Annotated in this window: 23 protein-coding genes and 1 pseudogene; 7 read left to right on the forward strand and 17 right to left on the reverse strand. The window is 60.2% G+C overall.

Features of this window, described 5'->3' with window-relative positions:
* Positions 1 to 105 precede the first annotated feature (105 nt).
* From KZH41_RS03240 to KZH41_RS03255, 4 genes are all read left to right on the forward strand, one after another.
* The gene (locus KZH41_RS03240; RefSeq protein WP_094949320.1) at positions 106 to 906 is read left to right on the forward strand and encodes a transporter substrate-binding domain-containing protein; all 801 of its coding nucleotides are present in this window, start codon (positions 106 to 108) and stop codon (positions 904 to 906) included.
* Between the two features lie 219 nt (positions 907 to 1,125).
* Positions 1,126 to 1,923 (forward strand): transporter substrate-binding domain-containing protein, encoded by a 798-nt coding sequence (locus tag KZH41_RS03245; RefSeq protein ID WP_094949319.1) that lies wholly within the window; start codon positions 1,126 to 1,128, stop codon positions 1,921 to 1,923.
* 79 nt (positions 1,924 to 2,002) lie between these two features.
* Positions 2,003 to 2,962 (forward strand): amino acid ABC transporter permease, encoded by a 960-nt coding sequence (locus KZH41_RS03250; RefSeq protein ID WP_263274377.1) that lies wholly within the window; start codon positions 2,003 to 2,005, stop codon positions 2,960 to 2,962.
* Entirely contained in the window at positions 2,955 to 3,689 is a 735-nt protein-coding gene (locus KZH41_RS03255; RefSeq protein ID WP_094949317.1) for an amino acid ABC transporter ATP-binding protein, read from the forward strand. The genes KZH41_RS03250 and KZH41_RS03255 overlap by 8 nt, the downstream gene beginning before the upstream one ends.
* 78 nt (positions 3,690 to 3,767) lie before the next feature.
* Here KZH41_RS03255 and KZH41_RS03260 read toward each other — a convergent pair whose 3' ends face one another.
* The 12 genes and pseudogenes from KZH41_RS03260 to ubiE form a co-directional block, all read right to left on the reverse strand.
* A complete protein-coding gene (locus KZH41_RS03260) occupies positions 3,768 to 5,675 on the reverse strand; it encodes a methyl-accepting chemotaxis protein (protein ID WP_242153980.1) in 1,908 nt (635 codons plus the stop codon).
* Between the two features lie 170 nt (positions 5,676 to 5,845).
* On the reverse strand, positions 5,846 to 6,718 hold the full coding sequence (locus KZH41_RS30355) for a methyl-accepting chemotaxis protein (protein ID WP_406979632.1): 873 nt from the start codon (positions 6,716 to 6,718) through the stop codon (positions 5,846 to 5,848).
* A pseudogene (locus KZH41_RS30360) lies at positions 6,704 to 7,762 on the reverse strand (methyl-accepting chemotaxis protein); the annotation flags it as partial. The pseudogene KZH41_RS30360 and the gene KZH41_RS30355, both read right to left, overlap by 15 nt.
* A 192-nt stretch (positions 7,763 to 7,954) precedes the next feature.
* Positions 7,955 to 8,662: a 16S rRNA (uracil(1498)-N(3))-methyltransferase gene (locus KZH41_RS03270; RefSeq protein WP_094949315.1), complete on the reverse strand. Its 708-nt coding sequence runs from the start codon at positions 8,660 to 8,662 to the stop codon at positions 7,955 to 7,957.
* Entirely contained in the window at positions 8,659 to 9,450 is a 792-nt protein-coding gene (gene tatC, locus KZH41_RS03275; RefSeq protein WP_094949314.1) for a twin-arginine translocase subunit TatC, read from the reverse strand. The genes KZH41_RS03270 and tatC overlap by 4 nt, the downstream gene beginning before the upstream one ends.
* A complete protein-coding gene (gene tatB, locus KZH41_RS03280; protein WP_263274379.1) occupies positions 9,447 to 9,848 on the reverse strand; it encodes a Sec-independent protein translocase protein TatB in 402 nt (133 codons plus the stop codon). Before tatB ends, tatC begins: the two co-directional genes overlap by 4 nt.
* Positions 9,849 to 9,858: 10 nt before the next feature.
* Positions 9,859 to 10,137 carry a twin-arginine translocase TatA/TatE family subunit gene (locus tag KZH41_RS03285; RefSeq protein WP_012721795.1) on the reverse strand — a complete coding sequence of 93 codons (279 nt, stop codon included), beginning with the start codon at positions 10,135 to 10,137 and terminating at the stop codon, positions 9,859 to 9,861.
* Positions 10,138 to 10,162: 25 nt separating this feature from the next.
* Entirely contained in the window at positions 10,163 to 10,495 is a 333-nt protein-coding gene (locus KZH41_RS03290) for a phosphoribosyl-ATP diphosphatase (protein ID WP_083355678.1), read from the reverse strand.
* Positions 10,496 to 10,497: 2 nt separating this feature from the next.
* A complete protein-coding gene (gene hisI / locus KZH41_RS03295) occupies positions 10,498 to 10,890 on the reverse strand; it encodes a phosphoribosyl-AMP cyclohydrolase (RefSeq protein WP_058423690.1) in 393 nt (130 codons plus the stop codon).
* Between the two features lie 41 nt (positions 10,891 to 10,931).
* A complete protein-coding gene (ubiB, locus tag KZH41_RS03300; RefSeq protein WP_094949312.1) occupies positions 10,932 to 12,536 on the reverse strand; it encodes a ubiquinone biosynthesis regulatory protein kinase UbiB in 1,605 nt (534 codons plus the stop codon).
* Complete coding sequence (locus KZH41_RS03305) at positions 12,533 to 13,156, reverse strand: SCP2 domain-containing protein (RefSeq protein ID WP_094949311.1); 624 nt, start codon at positions 13,154 to 13,156, stop codon at positions 12,533 to 12,535. Before KZH41_RS03305 ends, ubiB begins: the two co-directional genes overlap by 4 nt.
* Positions 13,156 to 13,926 carry a bifunctional demethylmenaquinone methyltransferase/2-methoxy-6-polyprenyl-1,4-benzoquinol methylase UbiE gene (gene ubiE / locus KZH41_RS03310; RefSeq protein ID WP_263274380.1) on the reverse strand — a complete coding sequence of 257 codons (771 nt, stop codon included), beginning with the start codon at positions 13,924 to 13,926 and terminating at the stop codon, positions 13,156 to 13,158. Before ubiE ends, KZH41_RS03305 begins: the two co-directional genes overlap by 1 nt.
* A 145-nt stretch (positions 13,927 to 14,071) precedes the next feature.
* Between ubiE and KZH41_RS03315 the strand changes: the two genes are divergently transcribed.
* The 3 genes from KZH41_RS03315 to KZH41_RS03325 all read left to right on the forward strand — a co-directional run bounded on the left by KZH41_RS03315 (position 14,072) and on the right by KZH41_RS03325 (position 15,847).
* Positions 14,072 to 14,347: a polyhydroxyalkanoic acid system family protein gene (locus KZH41_RS03315; RefSeq protein WP_094949309.1), complete on the forward strand. Its 276-nt coding sequence runs from the start codon at positions 14,072 to 14,074 to the stop codon at positions 14,345 to 14,347.
* Positions 14,348 to 14,452: 105 nt separating this feature from the next.
* Positions 14,453 to 14,875, forward strand: a complete 423-nt coding sequence (locus KZH41_RS03320) for a phasin family protein (protein ID WP_094949308.1) — start codon at positions 14,453 to 14,455, stop codon at positions 14,873 to 14,875.
* Positions 14,876 to 14,887: 12 nt separating this feature from the next.
* Positions 14,888 to 15,847 (forward strand): phasin family protein, encoded by a 960-nt coding sequence (locus tag KZH41_RS03325; protein WP_263274381.1) that lies wholly within the window; start codon positions 14,888 to 14,890, stop codon positions 15,845 to 15,847.
* 86 nt (positions 15,848 to 15,933) lie between these two features.
* Here the strand turns inward: KZH41_RS03325 and KZH41_RS03330 are convergent, their stop codons facing one another.
* The 5 genes from KZH41_RS03330 to KZH41_RS03350 form a co-directional block, all read right to left on the reverse strand.
* Positions 15,934 to 16,554: a TetR/AcrR family transcriptional regulator gene (locus KZH41_RS03330; protein WP_094949306.1), complete on the reverse strand. Its 621-nt coding sequence runs from the start codon at positions 16,552 to 16,554 to the stop codon at positions 15,934 to 15,936.
* Positions 16,555 to 16,581: 27 nt separating this feature from the next.
* Entirely contained in the window at positions 16,582 to 18,264 is a 1,683-nt protein-coding gene (phaC, locus tag KZH41_RS03335) for a class II poly(R)-hydroxyalkanoic acid synthase (protein ID WP_242153990.1), read from the reverse strand.
* Between the two features lie 88 nt (positions 18,265 to 18,352).
* The gene (phaZ, locus tag KZH41_RS03340) at positions 18,353 to 19,198 is read right to left on the reverse strand and encodes a poly(3-hydroxyalkanoate) depolymerase (protein ID WP_263274382.1); all 846 of its coding nucleotides are present in this window, start codon (positions 19,196 to 19,198) and stop codon (positions 18,353 to 18,355) included.
* A 153-nt stretch (positions 19,199 to 19,351) separates the two neighbouring features.
* Positions 19,352 to 21,031 (reverse strand): class II poly(R)-hydroxyalkanoic acid synthase, encoded by a 1,680-nt coding sequence (phaC, locus tag KZH41_RS03345; protein ID WP_263274383.1) that lies wholly within the window; start codon positions 21,029 to 21,031, stop codon positions 19,352 to 19,354.
* Positions 21,032 to 21,280: 249 nt separating this feature from the next.
* On the reverse strand, positions 21,281 to 21,658 hold the full coding sequence (locus KZH41_RS03350; protein ID WP_094949302.1) for a gamma-butyrobetaine hydroxylase-like domain-containing protein: 378 nt from the start codon (positions 21,656 to 21,658) through the stop codon (positions 21,281 to 21,283).
* Between the last annotated feature and the right edge of the window lie 181 nt (positions 21,659 to 21,839).

Consider the following 21,839-nt stretch of genomic DNA (forward strand, 5'->3'; position numbering starts at 1 on the left):
AACGCCTTGTTATTTCGAAACAAAAGACCTTTGTTCGATACGTATTGTCGTGCCTGCGGCTGGGTTAGCATCGCCCCCCAAATTGACTAGGCCTCAGGGGGATTCATGATCAAAAGGTATTGTTCGGCATGGCTGATCGGCGCTGTCGTCGTCCTCTATGCCGGCTGGGTAAGCGCGGGCGCCCTTGATGATGCCGTGCGACGTGGTGTGCTGAAAGTCGGCACCACGCCGGTCTATGTCCCCTTCGAAATGACCGACAAGCAGGGGCGCATCGTCGGCTTCGAGGTTGATTTACTGCAGGCGATGAGCCGCGCCCTGGGCGTCGAGCTTGAGCTGGTCGCCGTGCCCTATACCGACTTGGTGCCGGGGTTGATGGCGAAGAAGTTTGACCTGATTGGCAGCGGCATGACCGTCACGCAGGAGCGCAACCTGAAGCTCAATTTCAGCGACTCCTTTATCGTGGTCGGCCAGACCGTGCTGCTGCATCCAAGCCTGGCCGGCAAGATTGCCAGTATCGAAGACCTGGACGAGGCCGGCTACCGGATTGCGGCTACCGAGGGCACCACCGGGGAGTCTGCGGCACAGCGCTTTTTGGGAGCAGCTCGGTTGAGCAGCTTCGCCACCCCCGAGGAGGGCGTGCGACAGGTGCGTGAGGGCAAGGTCGATGCGTTTATTCATGATGCGCCCTACAACCTGATTGCCATGGCCAGGCCGGAAAACCATGCCCTGTTGGCACTGGAGCAGCCGTTTACCTTTGAACCCTTGGCGTTCGGCCTGAAAAAAGGGGATTACGACAGCCTCAACTGGATCAATCACTTCTTGAGTCAGGTGGCCCAGGATGGGACCTACGATCGCCTGCATGACAAGTGGTTCAAGGACACTGCCTGGCTGGTGGAAATCGAGTGATCGCCATAACTACTTACATATCAGTCAATTGGCGCGCCCGCGGCCTGACGTGTCTATCTTTGCGCTTGGCTGCACCGTTGTGGGGCGTATCCGACATACGCCGTTAACATTTACCCGCGAAACCTTTGTGACGGGCAACGAGTGGGTTAGGATCGCACCCCGAATGGGTGCAGCCTTTTTGTGCCCCGACCTTATAAGAATCGTTCAGGGGACTTGATGATGAAAAAGTATCTTTCGATGCTGATGCTTGGCGTCACCGCGCTGGTCGCGGCCACTGCCGCTCACGCGGGTGCCATCGACGATGCGGTCAAGCGCGGTACGCTGAAAGTCGGCATGGACCCGACCTACATGCCGTTCGAAATGACAGACAAACGCGGTGAAATCATCGGTTTTGAAGTCGACATCCTCAAGGCCATGGCCAAGTCCATGGGCGTCAAGCTGGAGCTGGTGTCCACCGGTTACGACGGCATCATCCCAGCCTTCCTGACCGGCAAGTTCGACATGATCGGCAGCGGCATGACCCTGACCCAGGAACGCAACCTGCGCCTGAACTTCAGCGAACCCTTCATCGTGGTTGGCCAGACCCTGCTGATTCGCAAGGACCTGGAAGGCACTATCAAATCTTACAAAGACCTCAACGACGAAAAATACCGCCTGACCTCCAAGCTGGGCACCACCGGTGAGATGGTCGCCAAAAAACTGATCTCCAAAGCCAAGTACCACGGCTATGACAACGAGCAAGAAGGCGTGCTGGACGTGGTCAACGGCAAGGCTGATGCCTTTGTGTATGACGCACCGTACAACGTGGTTGCCGAGAAAAAAGTCGGTAACGGCAAGCTGGTGTTCCTGGACGAACCCTTCACCTTCGAACCGTTGGCGTTCGGCCTGAAAAAAGGCGATTACGACAGCCTCAACTACATCAACAACTTCCTGCACCAGATCCGCAACGACGGCACCTACGATCGCATCCATGACAAGTGGTTCAAGAGCTCCGAGTGGCTCAAGGACATGGAATAAAGGCTGAGACCGAGTTGCCTGTATCGCGGGCTTGCTCGCGATGACGGCCCGCCAGGCGATACACCTCCCGGAACCTGAAATGAAACAGAAAAAAGCCCAATGGCCGTGGCACTTACTAACCGTGGTCGTGCTGGTTGGCCTGGCGGGCGCGTTGTACTACGCCACCTCGCTGATGTCCTACGAGTGGCGCTGGAACCGCGTGCCGCAGTACTTCGTCTATCAGGCCGAAACGTCGCAGCGCGCCGCCGACATTTCCACCGTGGTCGAACTGGTGCGCAAGGGCGACGTAGCCGAAGTCACCCTGCGTAACGATGCCGGCGCTGAGCAAAAGCTCACCGTGGCCGACAACAGCCTGCAGGTTTCGCGCGGCGATGATGTCGCCGAAGGTGACGTGGTGGGCGTGACCCGGCATTGGGCCTTGGGCCCATTGATGTGGGGGCTGTGGACCACGCTGTGGTTATCGGTGGTCTCAGGCATCCTGGGCCTGGCAATCGGCTTGGCGACTGGCCTGTGCCGACTGTCGACTAACCCGACCTTGCGCGACTTGTCGACGATCTACGTCGAACTGGTGCGCGGTACGCCGCTATTGGTGCAGGTCTTCATTTTCTACTTCTTCATCGGCACGGTGCTCAACCTGTCCCGGGAATTTGCCGGGATCGCGGCGCTGTCGCTGTTCACCGGCGCTTATGTAGCGGAAATCGTCCGCGCCGGCGTGCAGTCGATCACCCGTGGCCAGAACGAAGCCGCGCGCTCGCTGGGCTTGAGTGCCAGCCAGTCGATGCGCCATGTGGTGTTGCCGCAAGCGTTCAAACGCGTGCTGCCGCCGCTGGCTGGGCAATTTATCAGCTTGGTGAAAGACACCTCGTTGGTGTCGGTGATCGCGATTACCGAGCTGCTTAAAAGCGGCCGCGAGGTGATCACCACCTCGTTCTCGCCGTTTGAAATCCTGTTCTGTGTGGCAGGCCTGTACCTGCTGATCAACCTGCCGCTGTCGAAAATGGCCAGCCGGCTTGAGCGGAGGCTCGCGCAAAGTGATTGAAGTTCGCGATCTGGTAAAAGTCTTCGACACCCGTGGCCACGTGGTGCGCGCGGTGGACCATGTCAGCACCCAGGTCGCCAAGGGCGAAGTGCTGGTAGTGATCGGCCCCTCGGGTTCAGGCAAGTCGACCTTCCTGCGCTGCCTTAATGGCCTGGAAGAATTCGATTCAGGCTCGGTCAGCATCGACGGCCTGCAACTGGCCGACCCGAAAACCGACGTCAACGCCTATCGCCGCGAAGTCGGCATGGTGTTCCAGCACTTCAACCTGTTCCCACACATGACCGTGCTGGAAAACCTGTGCCTGGCGCAAAAAGTCGTGCGCAAGCGTGGCAAACAAGAGCGCGAGGCCAAGGCCCTGGCGCTGCTGGAAAAGGTTGGCATTGCGCAAAAAGCCAACGAGTTTCCGTCACGCTTGTCCGGTGGCCAGCAACAGCGCGTGGCGATCGCCCGCGCCTTGGCGATGGAGCCCAAGGTGATGCTGTTTGACGAGCCCACCTCGGCGCTGGACCCGGAAATGGTCGGCGAAGTGCTGGACGTGATGAAGACCCTGGCCCTTGAAGGCATGACCATGGTCTGCGTCACCCACGAGATGGGCTTTGCCCGCGAAGTGGCCGACCGGGTGTTGTTCTTCGACCATGGCAAGTTGCTGGAAGACGCGGCCCCGGCCGAGTTCTTCGATGCGCCCAAAGACCCGCGGGCCCAGGCCTTCCTGCGCCAAGTGCTGTAACCGCTGCAAAAAGATCGTTTTTTGTGGCGAGGAAGCTTGCTCTCGTTGGGCCGCGCAGCGGCCCCCAAAAAGGCATTTTCAGACCTTGAACTTGCCCACCCAGCGCTGCAAATCCGCGCCCAGGCGCGCCAGTTCGACACTGGCCGCCGCCGTCTCCTGACTCGCGGCCGAGGTCTGTTCCGACACGTCCTTGACCTTCAGCACGCTGCGATTGATCTCTTCGGCAACCGCCGTTTGCTCCTCGGCAGCGGCGGCAATCTGCGGGTTCATTTCCTGGATCACTGAGACCGTGCGGGTGATGTTGGCCAAGGCATCGCCCGCGCGGCGGGTCAGTTGCACGCTGTTGTCGGTCAGGCTACGGCTGTTGTCCATGCTGTCGGCGACCTGCTGTGTGCCCCGTTGCAGGCTGCCGATCAGCTCTTCTATTTCCTCGGCCGACTGCTGCGTGCGTTGCGCCAGGCTGCGTACCTCGTCGGCAACTACCGCAAAGCCTCGGCCGGCTTCACCGGCGCGGGCGGCTTCGATGGCGGCATTGAGGGCCAGCAAGTTGGTTTGCTCCGAGACCGACTTGATCACTTCCAACACGCTGCCGATCTTCTGGCTTTCCTGCCGCAACCCTTGCATGGCCTGGCTTGAGTGGGTCATCTCCTGGGCCAGGTGCTCGATGTGCGCAATCGCCTCGGCCACCACGTGGTCACCCGCGCTGGCCTGTTGATCAGCTTCGGTGGCGGCGTTCGAGGCTTGCTCGGCGTGGCGCGCGACTTCCTGGGAGGTGGCGAGCATTTCATTCATCGCCGTGGCCACCTGTTCGGTTTCCTGCCGCTGTTCGTCGATGCCGGCGCGGGATTGCTCGGTCACGCTGGATAATTGCTCGGAGGCGCTGGCGATCTGCCGCGCGCTGTCACCGATACCACCGATCAAACCGCGCAGGTTGACCGTCATTTGCCCGATGCTGCGCTGCAATTGCCCCAGTTCATCCCGGCGTGTGGTCTGGATATCGTGGCTCAAGTCACCCTCGGCCACTCGGTTCGCCACCACCAGAGCCCGGCGCAGGGGCGTGACGATCTGCCCGGCAATCAGCCAGGCGGCCAAGGCGCCCAGCAGCAGCGCGGCAGCGGTGACATTGATCAGTAAAGTGCGGGCCTGGTCGGCTTCTTTATCACGCTGCTCGGTCTGGTACTGGCTCAACAGGTCGCTTTGCTTGAGCAGCTCATCCAACCATTGTTCCAGTTGGTTCTGGGTGGTTTCGGTGGTGACTTGGGCGTCCTTGAGGCGGTTCAGCTGGGTGCGGTAGTCGCGCAGGGCGCCGGCCAGTGCAGTCGCGTCCACCGGCAGCTTGGCCACGGAGGCCTGTGCGCCGTCGAGGGCCTGGAGCGCGTCCGTGACGTTTTGTGTATAGGCCTCCAGCGAGGTGGCTGCCCAGGCTGCGCTTTGGGCACTGTCTTCGGCTTTTTCCATGGTCTGGCGCATGAGTTCTACGGTGTCCAGGGCCTTTTCGTCGTCTTGATTGGGCAAGTCACTGGACAGCTGGGCGAGGGTGTCGCTGGCTTGGGCGGCGCTTTTCTTGAGCCCCTCGCGCGCGTTTTCGCGTTGTTCGATCAGGTTGGCCAGGCCGCCCAGCGACGTCTTGAAGCTGGCGGTCAGACGCGTCGCGTCTTGCACTTGTTGCAAGCTGGCCGGATGGACCAAGCGGGTGGACATTTCCATCAGGTAGCGATCGATTTTTTCCATGTGCACGCCGACCTTGGTCAGGCTGGCCGGGTTATTCAGGGTGCGATACACAATGCGGTCAGCCCGCAGCTCTTCGCCGACCACCGCTAATTGCGAAAGAATGGTCAACGATTGCGAGCGAAACAATGAGGTGTTTAAGGCTTGCCAGCCCGTCAGGGCTATAGCCAAGCTGAGCGTCAAGACCAGGCCGAAGCCAAGGAAGAGTTTAAGGGTGACACTGGCGTTGCCGAGTGCGCGGGTCAGTGGACCAAACATGGTGAACCTCCTACGAGTAAAGGGAGCGTTTCGACAGTCCGGCTGACACGGTCAGGGGAGTTGAAACGCTACTTCTATTCGGCGGAAGGTGTGTAATCCTCGACCTGAAAAGCGTGTAGGAAATTTCACAGCTTGTGAAGGCGACGGCCATGATGGCCGTCGCGAGGGGCTCAAACCTTGAAGCGGCCTACCAGGGTTTGCAGGTAAATACCCAGGCGCGCCAGTTCCGCGCTGGACGCTGCGGTCTCTTCACTGGCCGAAGAGGTCTGTTCAGACACATCACGCACATTCAGCACGCTGCGGTTGATCTCTTCGGCCACGGCGCTTTGTTGCTCGGCGGCGGTGGCAATCTGCGAGTTCATCGCCTGAATAGTCGAGACCGTGCGCGTGATGTTGCCCAGTGCGTTGCCGGCTCGGCGGGTCAGCTCGACGCTGCTGTCGGTGAGGCCACGGCTGTTGTCCATGATGGTCGCCACCTGCTGGGTGCCGCTTTGCAGGCCGACGATCAGCTCTTCGATCTCTTCGGTGGACTTCTGGGTGCGTTGGGCCAGGCTGCGCACCTCGTCGGCCACTACGGCAAAGCCACGTCCGGCTTCACCGGCCCGCGCCGCTTCAATCGCGGCGTTGAGTGCCAGCAGGTTGGTTTGCTGGGCCACCGACTTGATCACATCGAGCACGCTGCCGATCTTGTCGCTTTCGCGTTTCAGGTGGCCCATGGCCTCGGTAGAGTTGCCGACCTCGGTGGCCAGGCGCTCGATCTGGGCGATGGCCTCGCTGACCACCTTGTCACCTTCACGGGCCTGCTGGTCAGCCGCCACGGCCGCCTCAGAGGCTTCCTCGGCGTTGCGTGCCACTTCCTGCACGGTCGCAGCCATTTCGTTCATGGCGGTGGCCACCTGGTCGGTCTCGACCTTCTGGCTGTTGACCCCGGCGCTGGTTTGCTCAGTCACGGCGGACAGTTGCTCGGCGGCGCTGGCGATTTGGGTGACGCCGTCGCTGATACCGCCGATCAACTCGCGCAGGCCGACGGTCATGCTTTGCATGGAGCGCTGCAATTGGCCCAGCTCGTCCTGGCGTGCGGAGTTGAGGTTGTGGCTCAGGTCGCCGGAGGCCACGCGCTCAGCGACTTTGAGGGTCTGGTTCAGCGGAATGACGATTTGGCGCGTAATGGCCCAAGCGGCGACGATGCCGAAGATCAACGCCAGCACGGTGGCCAGCAGCAGCAACTGTTTGGCGTGTGCCGCATCGGCATCGCGCACTGCGGTTTGCGAGGTGGTGAGTTTTTCGCTGTGGCCCAGCAGGATATCGCCTTGCCCAGTCATGATTTTCAGCGCAGCAGCGCTGGCGACCTGGGAGTCGCGGTACTGGCTGACAGCCGCGCGGTAGGCTTGCAACGACACGCCGGCCTCTTGCAGGTTGGCCTGGTACTGGGCCGGCAGTTGACCTTGGAGCTCGGTGATTTTCTTCAGGGCGTTGTCGATGGCATCCAGGGCCGGCTGTTCGGCTTCGGTCTTGCCGCTGTAGGTGTAACCGCGCACTTGGAAGCGCGATTGCTGGATCAGTTTGCTTAGGTCGACCACGCTGTTGAACAGGGTGACGCTGTCACCCTGCAGCAGGTTTTTTTCGACTTCGTTGATCTTGGCCACGGCGTTATCGGCGGTGTCGCCGAGCTTGCTGCGCGCGCCTTCACGCTTGAGACCAGCCTGGACCATGGCGGTGAAGGCCTTTTTGTATTGGTTCAGGGCATCCTGTTGTTGCTCGACCAGGGCCTTGTCGTCGGGTTGCTCGATCAGGGTTAGCGCGGTGTTCAACCCGTTGTCCAGCTGGGTGAGCAGGCCGTTGACCGCATCGGTGCCTTGTTCGCCGCGACGCATTTCAAAGTCCAGGCGCGCCAGGCGCAGGTCTTTGGTCAGCCCGTTGAGGCTGGAGATAAAGCCTAGCTTGTCACCCCGACTGATCACATCGCCCAGGCCAGTCCAGCCGGTGAAGGTGATCAACAACGTCAGGACCAACACCAAGCCAAAGCCAATGCTTAACTTGCGGTTGACGCTCACATTCCCCAGTTTTTCGGCTAACCAACGATACATACTGCGAACTCCCCTTGAACAAGGCTTGGACTTATTCAGAGGCTATCGGCGGCGTAGGATTATTCTGTAGGTGCGATGATCGTTCCCGCGCTCTGCGGGGAATGCATCCCGTGACGCTCTGCGTCACAAGAGCGGACGCAGAGCGTCCATGAGGGCGTTCCCACGCGGAGCGTGGGAACGATCGGGATAGAGTCAGAACAGGCGGGCGAGTAGGGCGGTTACGGCGGTTTCTACACGCAGGATGCGCGCGCCCAGTTGTACCGGCTGCAAGCCAGCCTTGGTCAGCAGGTCCACTTCGTAGGGTATCCAGCCACCTTCCGGGCCGATGGCCAGGGTTACAGGCTCATCCAGCCCACGCGGGCAGGCCGGGTAATCGCCAGGATGGCCGATCAGGCCGAGGGTGCCTTCGGTCATGGCCGGCAGGCGATCTTCGACGAACGGCTTGAAGCGTTTTTCGATGATGATCTCGGGCAGCACCGTGTCGCGCGCCTGCTCCAGGCCGAGGATAAGCTGCTCGCGAATCGCCTCAGGCTCCAGGAATGGGGTTTGCCAGAAGCTCTTCTCCACGCGGTAGCTGTTGACCAGCACCACCTTGGGCACGCCCATGGCCGCCACGGTTTGCAGCACCCGACGCAGCATCTTCGGGCGCGGCAGGGCCAGCAGCAAGGTCAATGGCAGTTTGGCCGGCGGCGGCAGGTCGAAGCTCACTTGCAGTTCGGCTTCACTGGCCTGCAGGCGCAGCAGTTGCGCACTGCCCATCAACCCGCCAATGCGCCCCACCCGCAGGTTGTCGCCCACCACGGCGCGGTGGACTTCCTGCATATGCACCAGGCGCCGATCACGCAGGATCACCCGGTCGGCCGCGATAAAGTCGGCCTCTTCAAGCAACAGCAGGTTCACGGCTGAGTCGCTGGCGGCTGGTCGTCGTCGGCGGGTTGGTCATCCGGGTGCTCGCCACGCTTGGTGATCAAGCTGCTGAACAGGATGCCTACCTCGAACAGCATCCACATCGGCACGGCCAACAGGGTCTGCGAGAAGATGTCCGGCGGGGTCAGGATCATGCCGACCACGAAGCAGCCGATGATCACGTATGGGCGGACTTTCTTCAGGTATTTGACGTCGACCACGCCGATCCACACCAAGAGCACCACGGCCACCGGGATTTCAAAGGCCACGCCAAAGGCGAAGAACAGCGTCATCACGAAGTCGAGGTAGCTGGTGATGTCGGTCATCATTTCCACGCCGGCCGGCGTGGCCGCAGCGAAGAACTTGAAAATCAGTGGGAACACCAGGAAATAGGCGAAGGCCATGCCGGTGTAGAACAGCAGGATGCTCGACACCAACAACGGCACGGCAATGCGCTTCTCATGCTTGTACAGGCCCGGCGCGATAAAGCCCCAGATCTGGTGCAGGATCACCGGGATCGCCAGGAACAGCGAGACCATCATGGTCAGCTTCAGTGGCGTGAGGAACGGCGACGACACGTCGGTGGCGATCATCGTCGCACCGGCCGGCAGGTACTGGCGCAGCGGCGTCGAAACGAAGGTGTAGATCTGCTGGGTGAAGGCGAACAGCCCGGCAAAGATAATGAAGATGGCCGCTACGCAACGCAGCAGGCGGGTACGCAACTCGGTGAGGTGCGAGACCAGTGGCATGTGCTGGTCGTTTTCCGGTTTATCAGCGCTCATGGGGCTCGCGGCGGCAATGTAGGGTCATGGGGAGCGGGCGACGCAACGGGCGTCGGCGCTGGCTCGGTCGGGGTGGGCGCAGTCGGCGTCGCTTGCGCAGCGGGTGCGATGCTGTGCTCGGCCACGGGCTCTGCCGGCTTGCTCGGTTCATTCACCGGCGACAGGATTTTGCGTGCTTCCTGCTCCAACGACAGAATATGTTCGTTGTGCAGTTGCCGACGGATCTCGTCGGCGCCGATTTCCCGTTCAACTTCCTGTTTGATGGCGTTGAAACTGCGTTTCAGGCGCCCGATCCATAGGCCGGCCGTGCGCGCGGCACCGGGCAGGCGTTCCGGCCCCAATACCAGCAGGGCCACGAGGCCGACGAGGAGCAGTTCAGAGAAGCTGATACCAAACATTAGTCAGTGCTCACGAGTCTTTGCGGGTCGGCTCTTCGACTTTTTCAGCCTGTACGTCGAAGGTACGACGCTCAGTGATCGGCTGGGTCGCCTGTGGGTGTACAGGCTGGGCCGGCGGCACTGGGTTTACGACCGGGTCCGCAGGCTTTTCGTCGTCGTTCATGGCTTTACGAAAGCCCTTGATCGACTCGCCCACGTCGGTGCCCAGGTTCTTGAGTTTCTTGGTGCCGAACACCAGTACCACCACCACCAGAATGACGATCCAGTGTTTCCAGTCAAAAATGCCCATGCTGCAATTCCTCTGTAGAAGTTATTCAGGCGGACGGGCGCGAGGCCTTTTCGGCGTGCCCGGACAAGCCATGGCGACGGTCCAGTTCATCAAGTACAGCCTGTGGATGCAGCCCCAGCTGGGCGAGCATGATCATGCTATGAAACCACAGGTCGGCGGTTTCGTAGATCACGTCGCTGCAATCCCCGCTGATTTGTGCGTCTTTGGCGGCAATGATGGTCTCGATGGATTCTTCGCCAAGCTTTTCCAGGATCTTGTTCAAGCCCTTTTCATACAGGCTGGCGACATACGAGCCCTCGGCGGTTGCGGCTTTGCGATCTTCGAGCACCTGGGCCAGGCGGTTCAGGGTGTCAGTCATGTTCAGTGTCCTGCCGAATAGATGGCGTGCGGGTCTTTGAGCACCGGTTCGACCACCTTCCACTCGCCGTTCTCGAACACGCGATAGAAGCAGCTGTGACGGCCAGTGTGGCAGGCGATGTCGCCGATCTGCTCGACCATCAGGATCACCACGTCGGCGTCGCAGTCGATGCGCATCTCGTGCAGGGTTTGCACGTGCCCGGACTCTTCGCCCTTGCGCCACAGTTTGCCACGCGAACGTGACCAGTAAATGGCGCGCTGCTCAGTGGCGGTCAGGCTCAGGGCCTCGCGGTTCATCCAGGCCATCATCAGCACGCGCCCGGTCTTGTAGTCCTGGGCAATGGCCGGCACCAGGCCGTCACTGTCCCACTTGATCTCGTCCAGCCAGTCTTTCATGTTCCGCTCCGGCAATTTGCGACAGTGTATAACCGGATCGGCTATCGACGCACGATCAGATAAACACCCACGGCGACCATGATGCCGGCCGGCCAATGGCCCAGTTGGTTCAGCGGCCCACCGATGGCGAGCATCACACCACCCACCAGGTGCGCGGCGCCCAGCAGGCGCAGGAACCAGTCGTCCTTGCGTTTCTGCCAAGGCGGTGCGGGGTCTTTGGCGTGCGGCTGGGACATGCGCTCCAGCAGGTCGCGGGTCATATTGGCCAGGTGCGGCAACTGTTCGACCTGGCTTTGCAGGTTGCCTAGCAAGGTTTTCGGGCTGACGCGTTCGCGCATCCAGCGTTCCAGGAACGGCTGCGCGGTGTTCCACAGGTCGAGGTCCGGGTACAACTGGCGGCCCAGGCCTTCGATGTTCAGCAGGGTTTTTTGCAGCAGTACCAGCTGCGGCTGCACTTCCATATTGAAGCGCCGCGCGGTCTGGAACAGGCGCATCAGCACCTGGCCGAAGGAAATATCTTTTAACGGTTTTTCGAAAATCGGCTCGCACACGGTGCGGATCGCCGCTTCGAATTCGTTGAGCTTGGTTTCCGCCGGCACCCAACCCGAATCGATGTGCAACTGCGCCACGCGGCGATAGTCACGCTTGAAGAAGGCGAACAGGTTGCGTGCCAGGTAGTCCTGGTCTTCCGGGGTCAGGCTGCCGACGATGCCGCAGTCGATTGCGATGTACTGCGGGCTCCACGGGTTCACGGTGCTGACGAAGATGTTGCCCGGGTGCATGTCGGCGTGGAAGAAGCTGTCGCGGAACACCTGGGTGAAGAAGATCTCCACACCGCGCTCGGCGAGCATTTTCATGTCGGTGCGCTGGTCGGCCAGGGTCGCGAGGTCGGTGACCTGCACGCCGTAGATGCGCTCCATGACCAGCACTTTTGGGCGGCACCAGTCCCAATACACTTGCGGCACGTACAGCAGCGAAGAACCTTCGAAGTTGCGCTTGAGCTGGCTGGCGTTGGCGGCTTCGCGCAGCAGGTCGAGTTCGTCGTAGATGGTCTTTTCGTAGTCGGCGACCACATCCACCGGGTGCAGCAGGCGCGCGTCGGCGGAGAAACGCTCGGCGGCACGGGCGAGGATGAAAAGCCACGCCAGGTCCTGGCCGATAATCTGCTTGAGGCCGGGGCGAATCACCTTCACCACCACTTCTTCGCCGGTCTTGAGCTGCGCCGCGTGCACTTGCGCCACCGAGGCCGAGGCCAGCGGGTCGACGTCGAAACGGCTGAACACCTCGCTGATCTTCTTGCCCAGCTGCTCTTCGATCAGCTTCATCGACTGCTGGGAGTCAAACGGCGGTACGCGGTCCTGCAGCAGCATCAACTCGTCGGCGATGTCTTCGGGCAACAGGTCGCGACGCGTGGAGAGGATCTGCCCGAACTTGATAAAGATCGGCCCCAAATCCTGCAACGCCAGGCGCAGGCGCGCGCCACGGCTCAGTTCCAGCTGTTTGCGCGGGAACCAGCGCCACGGCAGCACGTAGCGCACCGCCAGCAGGAACCACGGCAAGGGCAGGGCGAACAGCAGGTCATCGAGGCGGTAGCGAATTACGACGCGCTGGATACGAAACAAACGGCGGACGGCGAGCAGCTTCATGCGTTATCGCTTGGATCAAGGGAACGGCTCAGGCGCTCGAAGCGCGCCTCGAGGCGTTCCAGGTCGATTTTGGCCTTGTCGAGTTCGCGAAAGCGCGCTTGCGCTTCGCGTTCTCCGACCAGGGTGCGCGATTCTTCGCTCAGGTATTCGGCAAGGTTCTGGTTGAGGCTGGCGAAGCCTTGCTGGTACCAGCGCGAACGGCTGCGCAGGTGCCCGCTGATCAACTGGGTGGCCACGGGGCCGATCCAGCGTGACAGCTCGTATTCCCAGTCCAGCTCCAGGTCTTGCAGCACGGCGGCCAGGTCCATCAGCACCGCGCTGTCGCCTTCCAATTCCACTTCAGGGCCGTGGAGGATGGCGGTCTTGTTGCGGCTCAGGGCCAAGTGCAACAGGCTCGACGCCGGTGCGCGCAGCGTGCAGTCGGCTTCGGCGGCCCATTGGGTCGCGAGCAGCAGGCCTTCATCGCTGGGCAGGATAAACAGCTGCAGGGCCGGGCTCGTGCAGTCGACGGCAATGACTTTGCCGTTCAAGTGCGCGAGCCGCGCCAGGGCGGTGCTGTCCAGGCGCAGTACACGGTTGACGCCGTGTTCAACGCTGGCGAGAAGGCCTTTGAGCAGCATCAGGGCTTGATGCCGCGGTGCAGGGCGACTACCCCTGCGGTCATGTTGTGGTAGGTCACGCGGTCGAAACCGGCCTCCACCATCATCGACTTCAGGGTTTCCTGGTCCGGGTGCATGCGGATCGATTCGGCCAGGTAGCGGTAGCTCTCGGCGTCATTGGTGATCAGCTTGCCCATCAGCGGCATGAAGGCGAACGAGTAGGTGTCGTAGACCTTGGACATCAGCGAGTTGGTCGGCTTGGAGAACTCCAGCACCAACAGGCGGCCACCCGGCTTGAGCACGCGCAGCATCGAGCGGATCGCGTCTTCTTTATGGGTGACGTTGCGCAGGCCGAAAGCGATGGTCACGCAGTCGAAATGGTTATCCGGGAACGGCAACTTTTCCGCATCGGCCTGAACGAATTCGATATTGCCGGCCACGCCTTTATCAAGCAGGCGATCACGGCCGACCTTGAGCATCGAACCGTTGATGTCCGCCAGCACTACCTGGCCGGTAGGGCCGACGAGCTTGGAGAACTTGGCGGCCAGGTCGCCTGTGCCGCCAGCGATGTCCAGCACGCGGTTGCCGGTGCGTACGCCCGACAGTTCGATGGTGAAGCGCTTCCACATGCGGTGCATGCCGCCCGACAGCACGTCGTTCATCAGGTCGTACTTGGCGGCTACGGAGTGGAACACCTCAGCGACTTTTTCCGCTTTCTGGCTTTCCGGAACGTTCTTGAAGCCGAAGTGAGTGGTGGGTTCGGCATCGCTGCCTTTGCGCTGATCAGTCATATCGCTGTCACCAAAAGAGAATGCGGGACATGATAATCCCCAAGGCTTGCTTTGTCTTGGCAAGGCTGAAGGTAAGATAGGGGGTCACCGAGACCTTTTGCCGCATGGCAGGTGTTCTGAGTCGTTATAAAGAGGAGTCATTGCAATGGCCCGTATTACCGTTGAGCGTGCACATTCCCTGGGTAAAGACGGCGCGCGTGCGAAGGCCGAGAAGTTGGCGCAGAAACTCAAGGAGCAATATGGCCTGGAGCCATCCTGGTCCGGCGACACCCTGAACCTCAAACGTTCGGGGGTTAAAGGCACAGTATTAGTGGCGGATGATTCGCTGCGTATCGATGTGGAGCTGGGCCTGTTGATGTCGGCCATGAGTGGCACTATCAAGTCCGAAATCGAGAAAGCCCTGGATAAGGCGCTGGCCTGATCGAGGTGTTCTTAGGGTGCCGATTCTAATTTTTCGCCCTACTTTGTGCCCAAGCCCTCAACTCCTGTGGGCCGTTCCTCGACCCTAATTTGCGTGAGGTGCACCATGGCCAAAGTTATTTTGCAGAAAAAAATCGACGCACAGACCACTACCCTGAGTGACGTAAAAAGCTATGCCCGCAAGATCTGGCTGGCCGGTCTTGGTGCCTATGCCAAGGTTGGAAGCGAGGGCGGGGAGTACTTCAAAGAGCTGGTTAAGACTGGTCAACATGTTGAAAGTAAAGGCAAAAAAGTTGTGGTTGAACAACTTGATGCTGCCAACAGTCAGATTGACCAAGTAAAGAGTAACGTCTCAAGCGTCAAAGGTTTGGTTGAAGTTCAACTCGATAAAGTTGAAAAAGCTTTTGACACGCGTGTTGCAAGTGCCTTGAATCGGATCGGCATTGCGTCTAAACATGACGTTGAGACACTCTCTGCTAAGCTCGAAGAGCTGACGACATTGCTAGAACGTGTCGCGCGTAAACACTAAGGAGACATCGGGATGGCTGTTAAAAAGACTACTCAGAAAGAAGGCAGCTCGTGGATCGGGGAAGTTGAAAAATATTCCCGTAAGATCTGGCTTGCTGGTTTAGGCGTGTACTCGAAGGTTAGCAGTGACGGCGGTAAGTACTTCGAGACTTTGGTCAAGGACGGCGAGAAAGCCGAGAAGTTGACCAAGACCACAGTGGGTAAAAAAGTCGAGGCGGCCAAGGCGAGTGCAGGTTCTGCCAAGTCGAGCATTTCTGATACATGGGGCAAGTTGGAAGAGACTTTCGACAAGCGTCTTAACAGTGCCATTTCGCGACTGGGCGTGCCCAGCAAAGCGGAACTGAAGACGCTGCACAGCAAGGTCGATACGCTGACCAAGCAAATCGAAAAACTCACGGGCGCCAAAGTGGCCCCGGCTAAAACTGCCGCGGCTAAACCGGCTGCTAAGCCTGCCGCCAAACCGGCTGCAAAATCTGCGGCCAAGCCTCTGGTTAAAGCGGCTGCCAAGCCGGCTGCGAAACCTGTGGCCAAGGCCCCAGCTAAAGCAGCGGCAAAACCGGTTGCCAAACCTGCCGCCAAGCCTGCTGCTAAACCAGTAGCCGCTAAAGCAGCTGCCAAGCCAGCGGCTAAACCTGCTGCCAAGGCCGCTGCGAAACCAGCTGCTAAAACTGCCGCAGCCAAACCTGCTGCCAAGCCGGCCGCTGCGAAATCTGCAGCCAAGCCAGCCGCCGCTAAACCGGCCGTCAAGCCTGCTGCAGCAAAACCTGTGGCTGCCAAGCCAGCGGCAAAACCAGCCGCCGCGAAGAAGCCCGCTGTAGCGAAAAAGCCAGCAGCGCCAAAGCCTGCCGTTGCGGCCAAGCCTGCAACCCCAGCGCCAACCGCTTCGACAGCCAACTCGGTGTCCGCACCGACCCACGCTGCTGCTGCCCCGACTGCATCGCCGGTAACCCCGACGCCATCCAGTCAGTCCTGATTTTTTCAGGGTACAAAAAACGCCCGGCCTGCGAAGGTCGGGCGTTTTTTATTGGCGATCTTATGACCACCGCCGCTCCCACATTTTTAATCCATGTCATCCAGATATTTCAGGGCGAACCGCTCGGTCGCCTGCCGTGCCGGCAACAACAAGTGCGGCGCCACCAGCATCATGATCTGGTACACCACCACGCGCACTTCCCCTTCACGGTCGAGAATCCGCTGGTAATCCAGGGAAAACAGCAAGGTCATGGTGATCTGTTCCACCAGTTGCCCCAGCGCCTGGGTATCACTGACCAACTGCCCCGCCGCCTTGAGTCGCGCCAGTAATGAAGCCAGTGTTCGCTTCAGTGCCGTAAGCAAATTGCGAATGCCCTTGGCCAGCTTCGGCAGGCGCCCGGCCAGGTTCGACAAATCCTGAAACAGAAACCGGTAATGGGCCATGCGCTCGACGATCAAGTGCAGGAACAGCCAGTAATCTTCGGCTCTGAGTTGTGCATCCGCCGGCGGGTCGAGCAGCGGTGCCAGTTCATTTTGAAAGCGCTCGAACAGCCCGAGTACCAACGGCTCCTTGCCATGGAAGTGGTAGTAGAGGTTGCCGGGGCTGATCCCCATTTCATTGGCCACCTCCATGGTCGACACGTTCGGCTCGCCCTTGTGGTTGAACAACTGCAGGGCACATTCAAGGATACGGTCGCGAGTCTTCATCCAATCTTCTTAATGGGGTCGTTGAGCTCAGCGCACGCGCACGTAGGTGCCCGGCGCCGCTTCCATGGGTGGGTAATTCTGGTTGCCCAGGGCAGTCAATGTTTCGCGTTGTGCGCCGGAGCGCTGTTGAATCCACTCCAGCCACTGCGGCCACCAGCTGCCTTCGACATGGTTGGCGTCGTAGTACCAGGCGCGCGGGTCGCTGCTTAGCTTGGGGTTTTCGACGTAATTGGCCTTGGGGTTGCCTGGCGGGTTAAGGATGCTCTGCACATGCCCGCTGTTGGACAGCACGAAGCGCCGCTCACCGCCGAGCAATTGCGTGGAGCGGTACACCGCATCCCACGGCGTGATGTGGTCGTTGATCCCGGCCACGCTGAAGCTGTCCACCGTGACCTTCTGCAAATCGATAGGCGTGCCGCACACCTCAAGGCCACCAGGATGGCTCAGCGGGTTGTGCTTGAAGAAGTCCAGCAAGTCGCCATGCAGCGCGGCGGGCAGGCGCGTGTTGTCGTTGTTCCAGTACAGGATGTCGAACGCCGGTGGCTCCTTGCCCAACAGGTAATTGTTGATCCAGTAGTTCCAGATCAGGTCGTTGGGGCGCATCCAGGCAAACACCTTGGCCATGTCGCGACCGTCGAGCACGCCTTGCTGGTAGGAGCGGCGCTTGGCGGCTTCGAGGGTTTGTTCATCGGCGAACAGGGTGGCGGGGCTGTCGATCTGGCTGTCCAGCAAGCTCACCAGATAGCTGGCGCTGGAGATGCGTCGCAGCTGGCGCTTGGCTTGCAGATGGCCTTGCAGTGCGGCGATGGTCAGGCCACCGGCGCAGGCGCCCATCAGGTTGACCTCGCGGGCACCGGTGATCGCCCGGCACACGTTGAGCGCTTCCTCCAGCGCCGCCACATAGGTGGACAGGCCCCATTCGCGGTGGCGCACATCCGGGTTGCGCCAACTGACCATAAAGGTCTGCAGGCCGTTTTTCAGCGCGTACTGCACAAAGCTATTGGCCGGACTGAGGTCGAAGATGTAGTACTTGTTGATTTGCGGCGGCACGATCAACAGCGGCTTGGCGTACTGTTTTTCGCTCATGGGCTTGTACTGGATCAGCTCCAGCAGCTCGTTGCGAAACACCACCGAGCCGGGCGTGGTCGCCACGGTCTTGCCGACTTCAAACGCATGCTTGCTGACCTGACGGGGCAGGCCGTTGTTGTGCAGTAAATCATCAAACAGGTTGCTCACACCGCGCACCACGCTGTTGCCGCCGGAGTTGAGCAGCTCCTTGATGGCCAGCGGGTTGAGCAGCGTGTTGGAAGGCGACACCGCATCATTGAGCAGCGAGAACGCGAAGTGCGCGCGGGCGCGGTCATCCGCGTTCAGGGCACTGTCGTCGATCCAGTGGCGAGTCTGTTTCTGCCAGCTCAAGTAGGCTTGCAGGCTGCGGCGGTACAGCGGGTTGAGTTTCCAGGTGGGGTCGATGAAGCGCGCGTCGTTGGGGTTGGGTTCATGCATCGTTTCGCCCAGCAACACGCGACCCAACTGACCGCCCAGCGCCAGGGCGTGACGCGCGGTGTGCACCGGGTTGCGCAAGCCGTGGGCGGCGACGCTGCGCAGGGTTGCGAGTAAATCCCGACCGCGCAGGCCGGTGATCGCATTTTGCGCATTGATGAACACAGCAGGGGTGGGCGCCGGGTTCGTCACGGGTCTTTCTCGCATGAGCCAACACTCCTTCGTCAGGGCAACAACAGGCACGCCAATTGAGAACCATAGTCGGTTCTGGGCAAGTTGCGCGGCGGTGTAGTCCTTACACCGCCGGTCGCGGATGAATCACCGCCCGCAGGCGCTCCTCTTCGAGAAACTTCATGATGATCGGCGCCACGGCTTCAGCCCGGGTGATCAGGAACAGGTGGCCATCATCGATGATGTGCAGCTGCGCATTCGGAATGCACCAGGCCAGCATGCGCATATTGATCAACGGGATCAGCGGGTCGTCGTCACCCGCCAGCACCAGGGTCGGTTGGCGGATCTTGTGCAGCCAATGGATGCTGGTCCAGCCAAACCCCGCAAACAGCTGCCAGTAGTAACCGAGCTTGCCGGCCGAGCGCACTTTGCTCGCGTGCTCGGCAGCCAGTTTTGAATCGCGGCGGAACGAGCCGCCATAAATCATTGGCGCGATGCGCACCACGTGGGACGGTTGGATATAGCGCCTTGGGCTTGCCATCAGCCACAGCACCTTAGGCTTGCCCGGCACCATAAAGGCACCGGCTGCGGTGGCGGCCAGGATCAGCTTTTTGCAGCGCTCCGGGTAGTCATAAGCGAACTGTTGCGCCAGCGCGCCGCCCCAGGACACACCCACCGCATTCACCTGGCCATAGTCGAGGTAATCGAGCATGCGCGCGGTGAGTTTGGCCAGGCCGGGAAAGCGATAAGGCCGATTGGGCGTCGACGAACCGCCCACGCCCGGCACATCAAAGGCGATCACTTCGAGGTCCGGGTCCAGCGCCTGGACGAACGGAAACACCAGCTCAAGGTTGGCGCCGATGCCGTTGAAGATCAGCAGCGGCGTCAAGTGAGGCTTGCCCGGGCGTACCGCCGTACGGATGGTCTGGCCATCCAGGTCGATGGTACGGAAGATGAACGGTTGCGGCATGCTCAAGCCCTGTGGAGTGGTGCTATTTATCGGTAGGAACTCGGTCTATGTGGGAGCTGGCTTGCCTGCGATGGCATTCTGTCACTTACCGGCATACCGCTATCGCAGGCAAGCCAGCTCCCACATTGATCTCATTTCAACTACACAATTTGCTTATCGTTCATGCACATAAGTACCCGGCGCCGCCTCAGCTGCGGCATAGGTTTTGTTACCCAAGCTTGTAGGTGCTTTCTTCAATTTACCCGACCGCTCCGCCTGCCAGGCCTGCCAATGCAGCCACCAGGAGTCAGTATGTTTGGTGGCATTCTCCTGCCAATCCAGCGCCTTGCCCGCCAGGCCATCGCTGGTCTGGTAACGCGCCTTGGGGTTGCCCGGCGGGTTGAGGATGCTCTGGATATGCCCACTGCTGGACAACACAAATTCCACTTTGCCGCCAAACAACTGCGCCGACTTGTAGCAAGACTGCCACGGCGTGATGTGGTCGTTGGTGCCGGCCAGGGCGTAGATATCGGCGGTGACCTGCTTGAGGTCGATCGGCGTGCCGCACACTTCCAGGGCGTTGGCGCGTATCAGTGGGTTGTTCTTGAACAGTTCGATCAAGTCGCCATGGAACGCTGCTGGCAGGCGCGTGGTGTCGTTGTTCCAGAACAGGATGTCGAACACCGGCGGCTCGTTGCCCAGCAGGTAGTTATTGACCCAGTAGTTCCAGATCAGGTCGTTGGGGCGCATCCAGGCAAACACCTTGGCCATGTCGCGGCCTTCCAGCACGCCAGCCTGGTAGGAATGGCGCTTGGCTGCCTCCAGGGTCTGCTCGTCGACAAACAGCGCCACCTGGGTGTCCAGGGTGGTGTCCAGCACGCTCACCAGCAGGGTCAGGGCGTTGACCTTCTTCTCCCCCAGCGCCGCGTAGTGGCCCAGCAGCGCGGTGCAGGTGATACCGCCGGAGCAGGCGCCGAGCATGTTGATGTCTTTGCTGCCGGTAATCGCCGTGACCACATCGACCGCTTCCTTGAGCGCCTCGATATAGGTCGACAGGCCCCACTCGCGCTGGGCCTTGGTCGGGTTGCGCCAGCTGACGATAAACGTCTGCAAACCATTGCGCAGGCAGAAGCGCGCCAGGCTCTTCTCCGGGCTCAGGTCGAATACATAGAATTTGTTGATCTGCGGCGGCACCACCAGCAATGGGCGCTCGTGCACCTGCTCGGTGATCGGCTTGTATTGGATCAGCTCCAGTACGTCGTTGCGAAAGACCACGGCGCCTTCGGTGGTGCCCAGGCTCTTGCCCACTTCAAAGGCGCCCATGTTGACCTGGCTCGGCATGCCGCCGTTGTGCACCATGTCCTTGGCCAGGTGGGACAAGCCATCGAGCAGGCTTTTGCCGCCGGTTTCAAAGAAGCGCTTGACCGCCGCCGGGTTGGCCGCGCTGTTGGTGGGGGCCATGGCTTCGGTCATCAGGTGGATCACAAAGTGGCCGCGGCTGATGTCCTGTTCCGACAGGTTACTGTCGCCAATCCAGTCGTGCAGTTCCTTGCGCCACGCCAAGTAAGTTTGCAGGTAACGTTTGTAGAGCGGGTTCTGGCTCCAGGCGGGGTCGTTGAAGCGACGGTCATCGCCTTCGGGCACCAGCGCGGATTTGCCAAACATCACGTTCTTCAATTCGACGCCAAAGTGGGCCACGTGCTTGACGCTGTGTAACGGTTGCTTGATGGCTTGGGTCAGCACCATCTTCGCCGAGGCTAATAAATCCTTTTTTCGTAACGCGATGATCGGGTTCAGCCCCAGGGTGTTTTCTGAGGCCTGGCGTTTCAAGTCATCGTTATTCTTGTTACTCATCTACGACGCTCCATTGTCCGAAAGACGAGTACCGGCGATTGCTGCGCACCCAATTTCGATACACGACACCAGCCTGGTACTGCGACTCGGGTGACCGTAAATACCGCATCGTCAAATGCAGGGAACTTGCCAGTTCTATTGGTTACCCGAGTTTAATTTTTTTCGCAAGCGGGCCAATCGTTGGCCGCGCGACAGGGCATTCAAGCAGATGAAATTAGAAAATGCCCTCTAAAGAGCAAGACGCCTGAGTTAGAGCATTAGCCGCACGACCGACTCACTCGGGTCGCGGGTTTTTCCGGCCGCTTTAAGTTCAGCAAGATAGTCGGCCCACAGTGCTTCCTGGCGCATAGCCAACTGGTAGAGGTAGTCCCAGGTGAACAGTCCGCTGTCATGCCCGTCGTCAAAGGTCAATTTCAGTGCGTACTGACCGGCCGGTTCTATCTTGATCAGCCGGACATTGAGTTTGCCGAACTGCAGGATGGGTTTGCCGTGGCCCTGGACTTCGGCGGAAGGCGAGTGCACCCGCAGCAGTTCGGCGGGCAACTGGTAGACCTCATCGGGCCCGTACGTGAGGCCGAGGGTGTTGGAGGTTTTATGCAGGTTTACAGCGGTAGGGAATTGGGTCATTTGGGGGTTCGCTCAGAGATGATCCTCCTGAAGGAACCGGCTTAATGTGGGAGCAGGCTTGTGTGGGAGCCGGGCTTGCCCGCGATGCAGGCACCTCGGTGTTTCAGGAACACTGAGGTGATGCTATCGCAGGCAAGCCAGCTCCCACACAAGCCTGGCTCCTACACAAACCATTTCCTGT

The organism is Pseudomonas sp. YeP6b (genome assembly GCF_025642995.1).
Lineage (GTDB): Bacteria > Pseudomonadota > Gammaproteobacteria > Pseudomonadales > Pseudomonadaceae > Aquipseudomonas.

Excerpts from the sequence above, each read along its gene's own strand:
- KZH41_RS03240 (WP_094949320.1), top strand. The coding sequence starts at position 106 with ATGATCAAAAGGTATTGTTCGGCATGGCTGATCGGCGCTGTCGTCGTC.
- KZH41_RS03245 (WP_094949319.1), top strand. The coding sequence starts at position 1,126 with ATGAAAAAGTATCTTTCGATGCTGATGCTTGGCGTCACCGCGCTGGTC.
- KZH41_RS03250 (WP_263274377.1), top strand. The coding sequence starts at position 2,003 with ATGAAACAGAAAAAAGCCCAATGGCCGTGGCACTTACTAACCGTGGTC.
- KZH41_RS03260 (WP_242153980.1), bottom strand. The coding sequence starts at position 5,675 with ATGTTTGGTCCACTGACCCGCGCACTCGGCAACGCCAGTGTCACCCTT.
- KZH41_RS30355 (WP_406979632.1), bottom strand. The coding sequence starts at position 6,718 with ATGCAAAGCATGACCGTCGGCCTGCGCGAGTTGATCGGCGGTATCAGC.
- tatC (WP_094949314.1), bottom strand. The coding sequence starts at position 9,450 with ATGAGCGCTGATAAACCGGAAAACGACCAGCACATGCCACTGGTCTCG.
- tatB (WP_263274379.1), bottom strand. The coding sequence starts at position 9,848 with ATGTTTGGTATCAGCTTCTCTGAACTGCTCCTCGTCGGCCTCGTGGCC.
- KZH41_RS03285 (WP_012721795.1), bottom strand. The coding sequence starts at position 10,137 with ATGGGCATTTTTGACTGGAAACACTGGATCGTCATTCTGGTGGTGGTG.
- KZH41_RS03290 (WP_083355678.1), bottom strand. The coding sequence starts at position 10,495 with ATGACTGACACCCTGAACCGCCTGGCCCAGGTGCTCGAAGATCGCAAA.
- hisI (WP_058423690.1), bottom strand. The coding sequence starts at position 10,890 with ATGAAAGACTGGCTGGACGAGATCAAGTGGGACAGTGACGGCCTGGTG.
- ubiB (WP_094949312.1), bottom strand. The coding sequence starts at position 12,536 with ATGAAGCTGCTCGCCGTCCGCCGTTTGTTTCGTATCCAGCGCGTCGTA.
- KZH41_RS03305 (WP_094949311.1), bottom strand. The coding sequence starts at position 13,156 with ATGCTGCTCAAAGGCCTTCTCGCCAGCGTTGAACACGGCGTCAACCGT.
- ubiE (WP_263274380.1), bottom strand. The coding sequence starts at position 13,926 with ATGACTGATCAGCGCAAAGGCAGCGATGCCGAACCCACCACTCACTTC.
- KZH41_RS03315 (WP_094949309.1), top strand. The coding sequence starts at position 14,072 with ATGGCCCGTATTACCGTTGAGCGTGCACATTCCCTGGGTAAAGACGGC.
- KZH41_RS03320 (WP_094949308.1), top strand. The coding sequence starts at position 14,453 with ATGGCCAAAGTTATTTTGCAGAAAAAAATCGACGCACAGACCACTACC.
- KZH41_RS03325 (WP_263274381.1), top strand. The coding sequence starts at position 14,888 with ATGGCTGTTAAAAAGACTACTCAGAAAGAAGGCAGCTCGTGGATCGGG.
- KZH41_RS03330 (WP_094949306.1), bottom strand. The coding sequence starts at position 16,554 with ATGAAGACTCGCGACCGTATCCTTGAATGTGCCCTGCAGTTGTTCAAC.
- phaC (WP_242153990.1), bottom strand. The coding sequence starts at position 18,264 with ATGCGAGAAAGACCCGTGACGAACCCGGCGCCCACCCCTGCTGTGTTC.
- phaZ (WP_263274382.1), bottom strand. The coding sequence starts at position 19,198 with ATGCCGCAACCGTTCATCTTCCGTACCATCGACCTGGATGGCCAGACC.
- phaC (WP_263274383.1), bottom strand. The coding sequence starts at position 21,031 with ATGAGTAACAAGAATAACGATGACTTGAAACGCCAGGCCTCAGAAAAC.
- KZH41_RS03350 (WP_094949302.1), bottom strand. The coding sequence starts at position 21,658 with ATGACCCAATTCCCTACCGCTGTAAACCTGCATAAAACCTCCAACACC.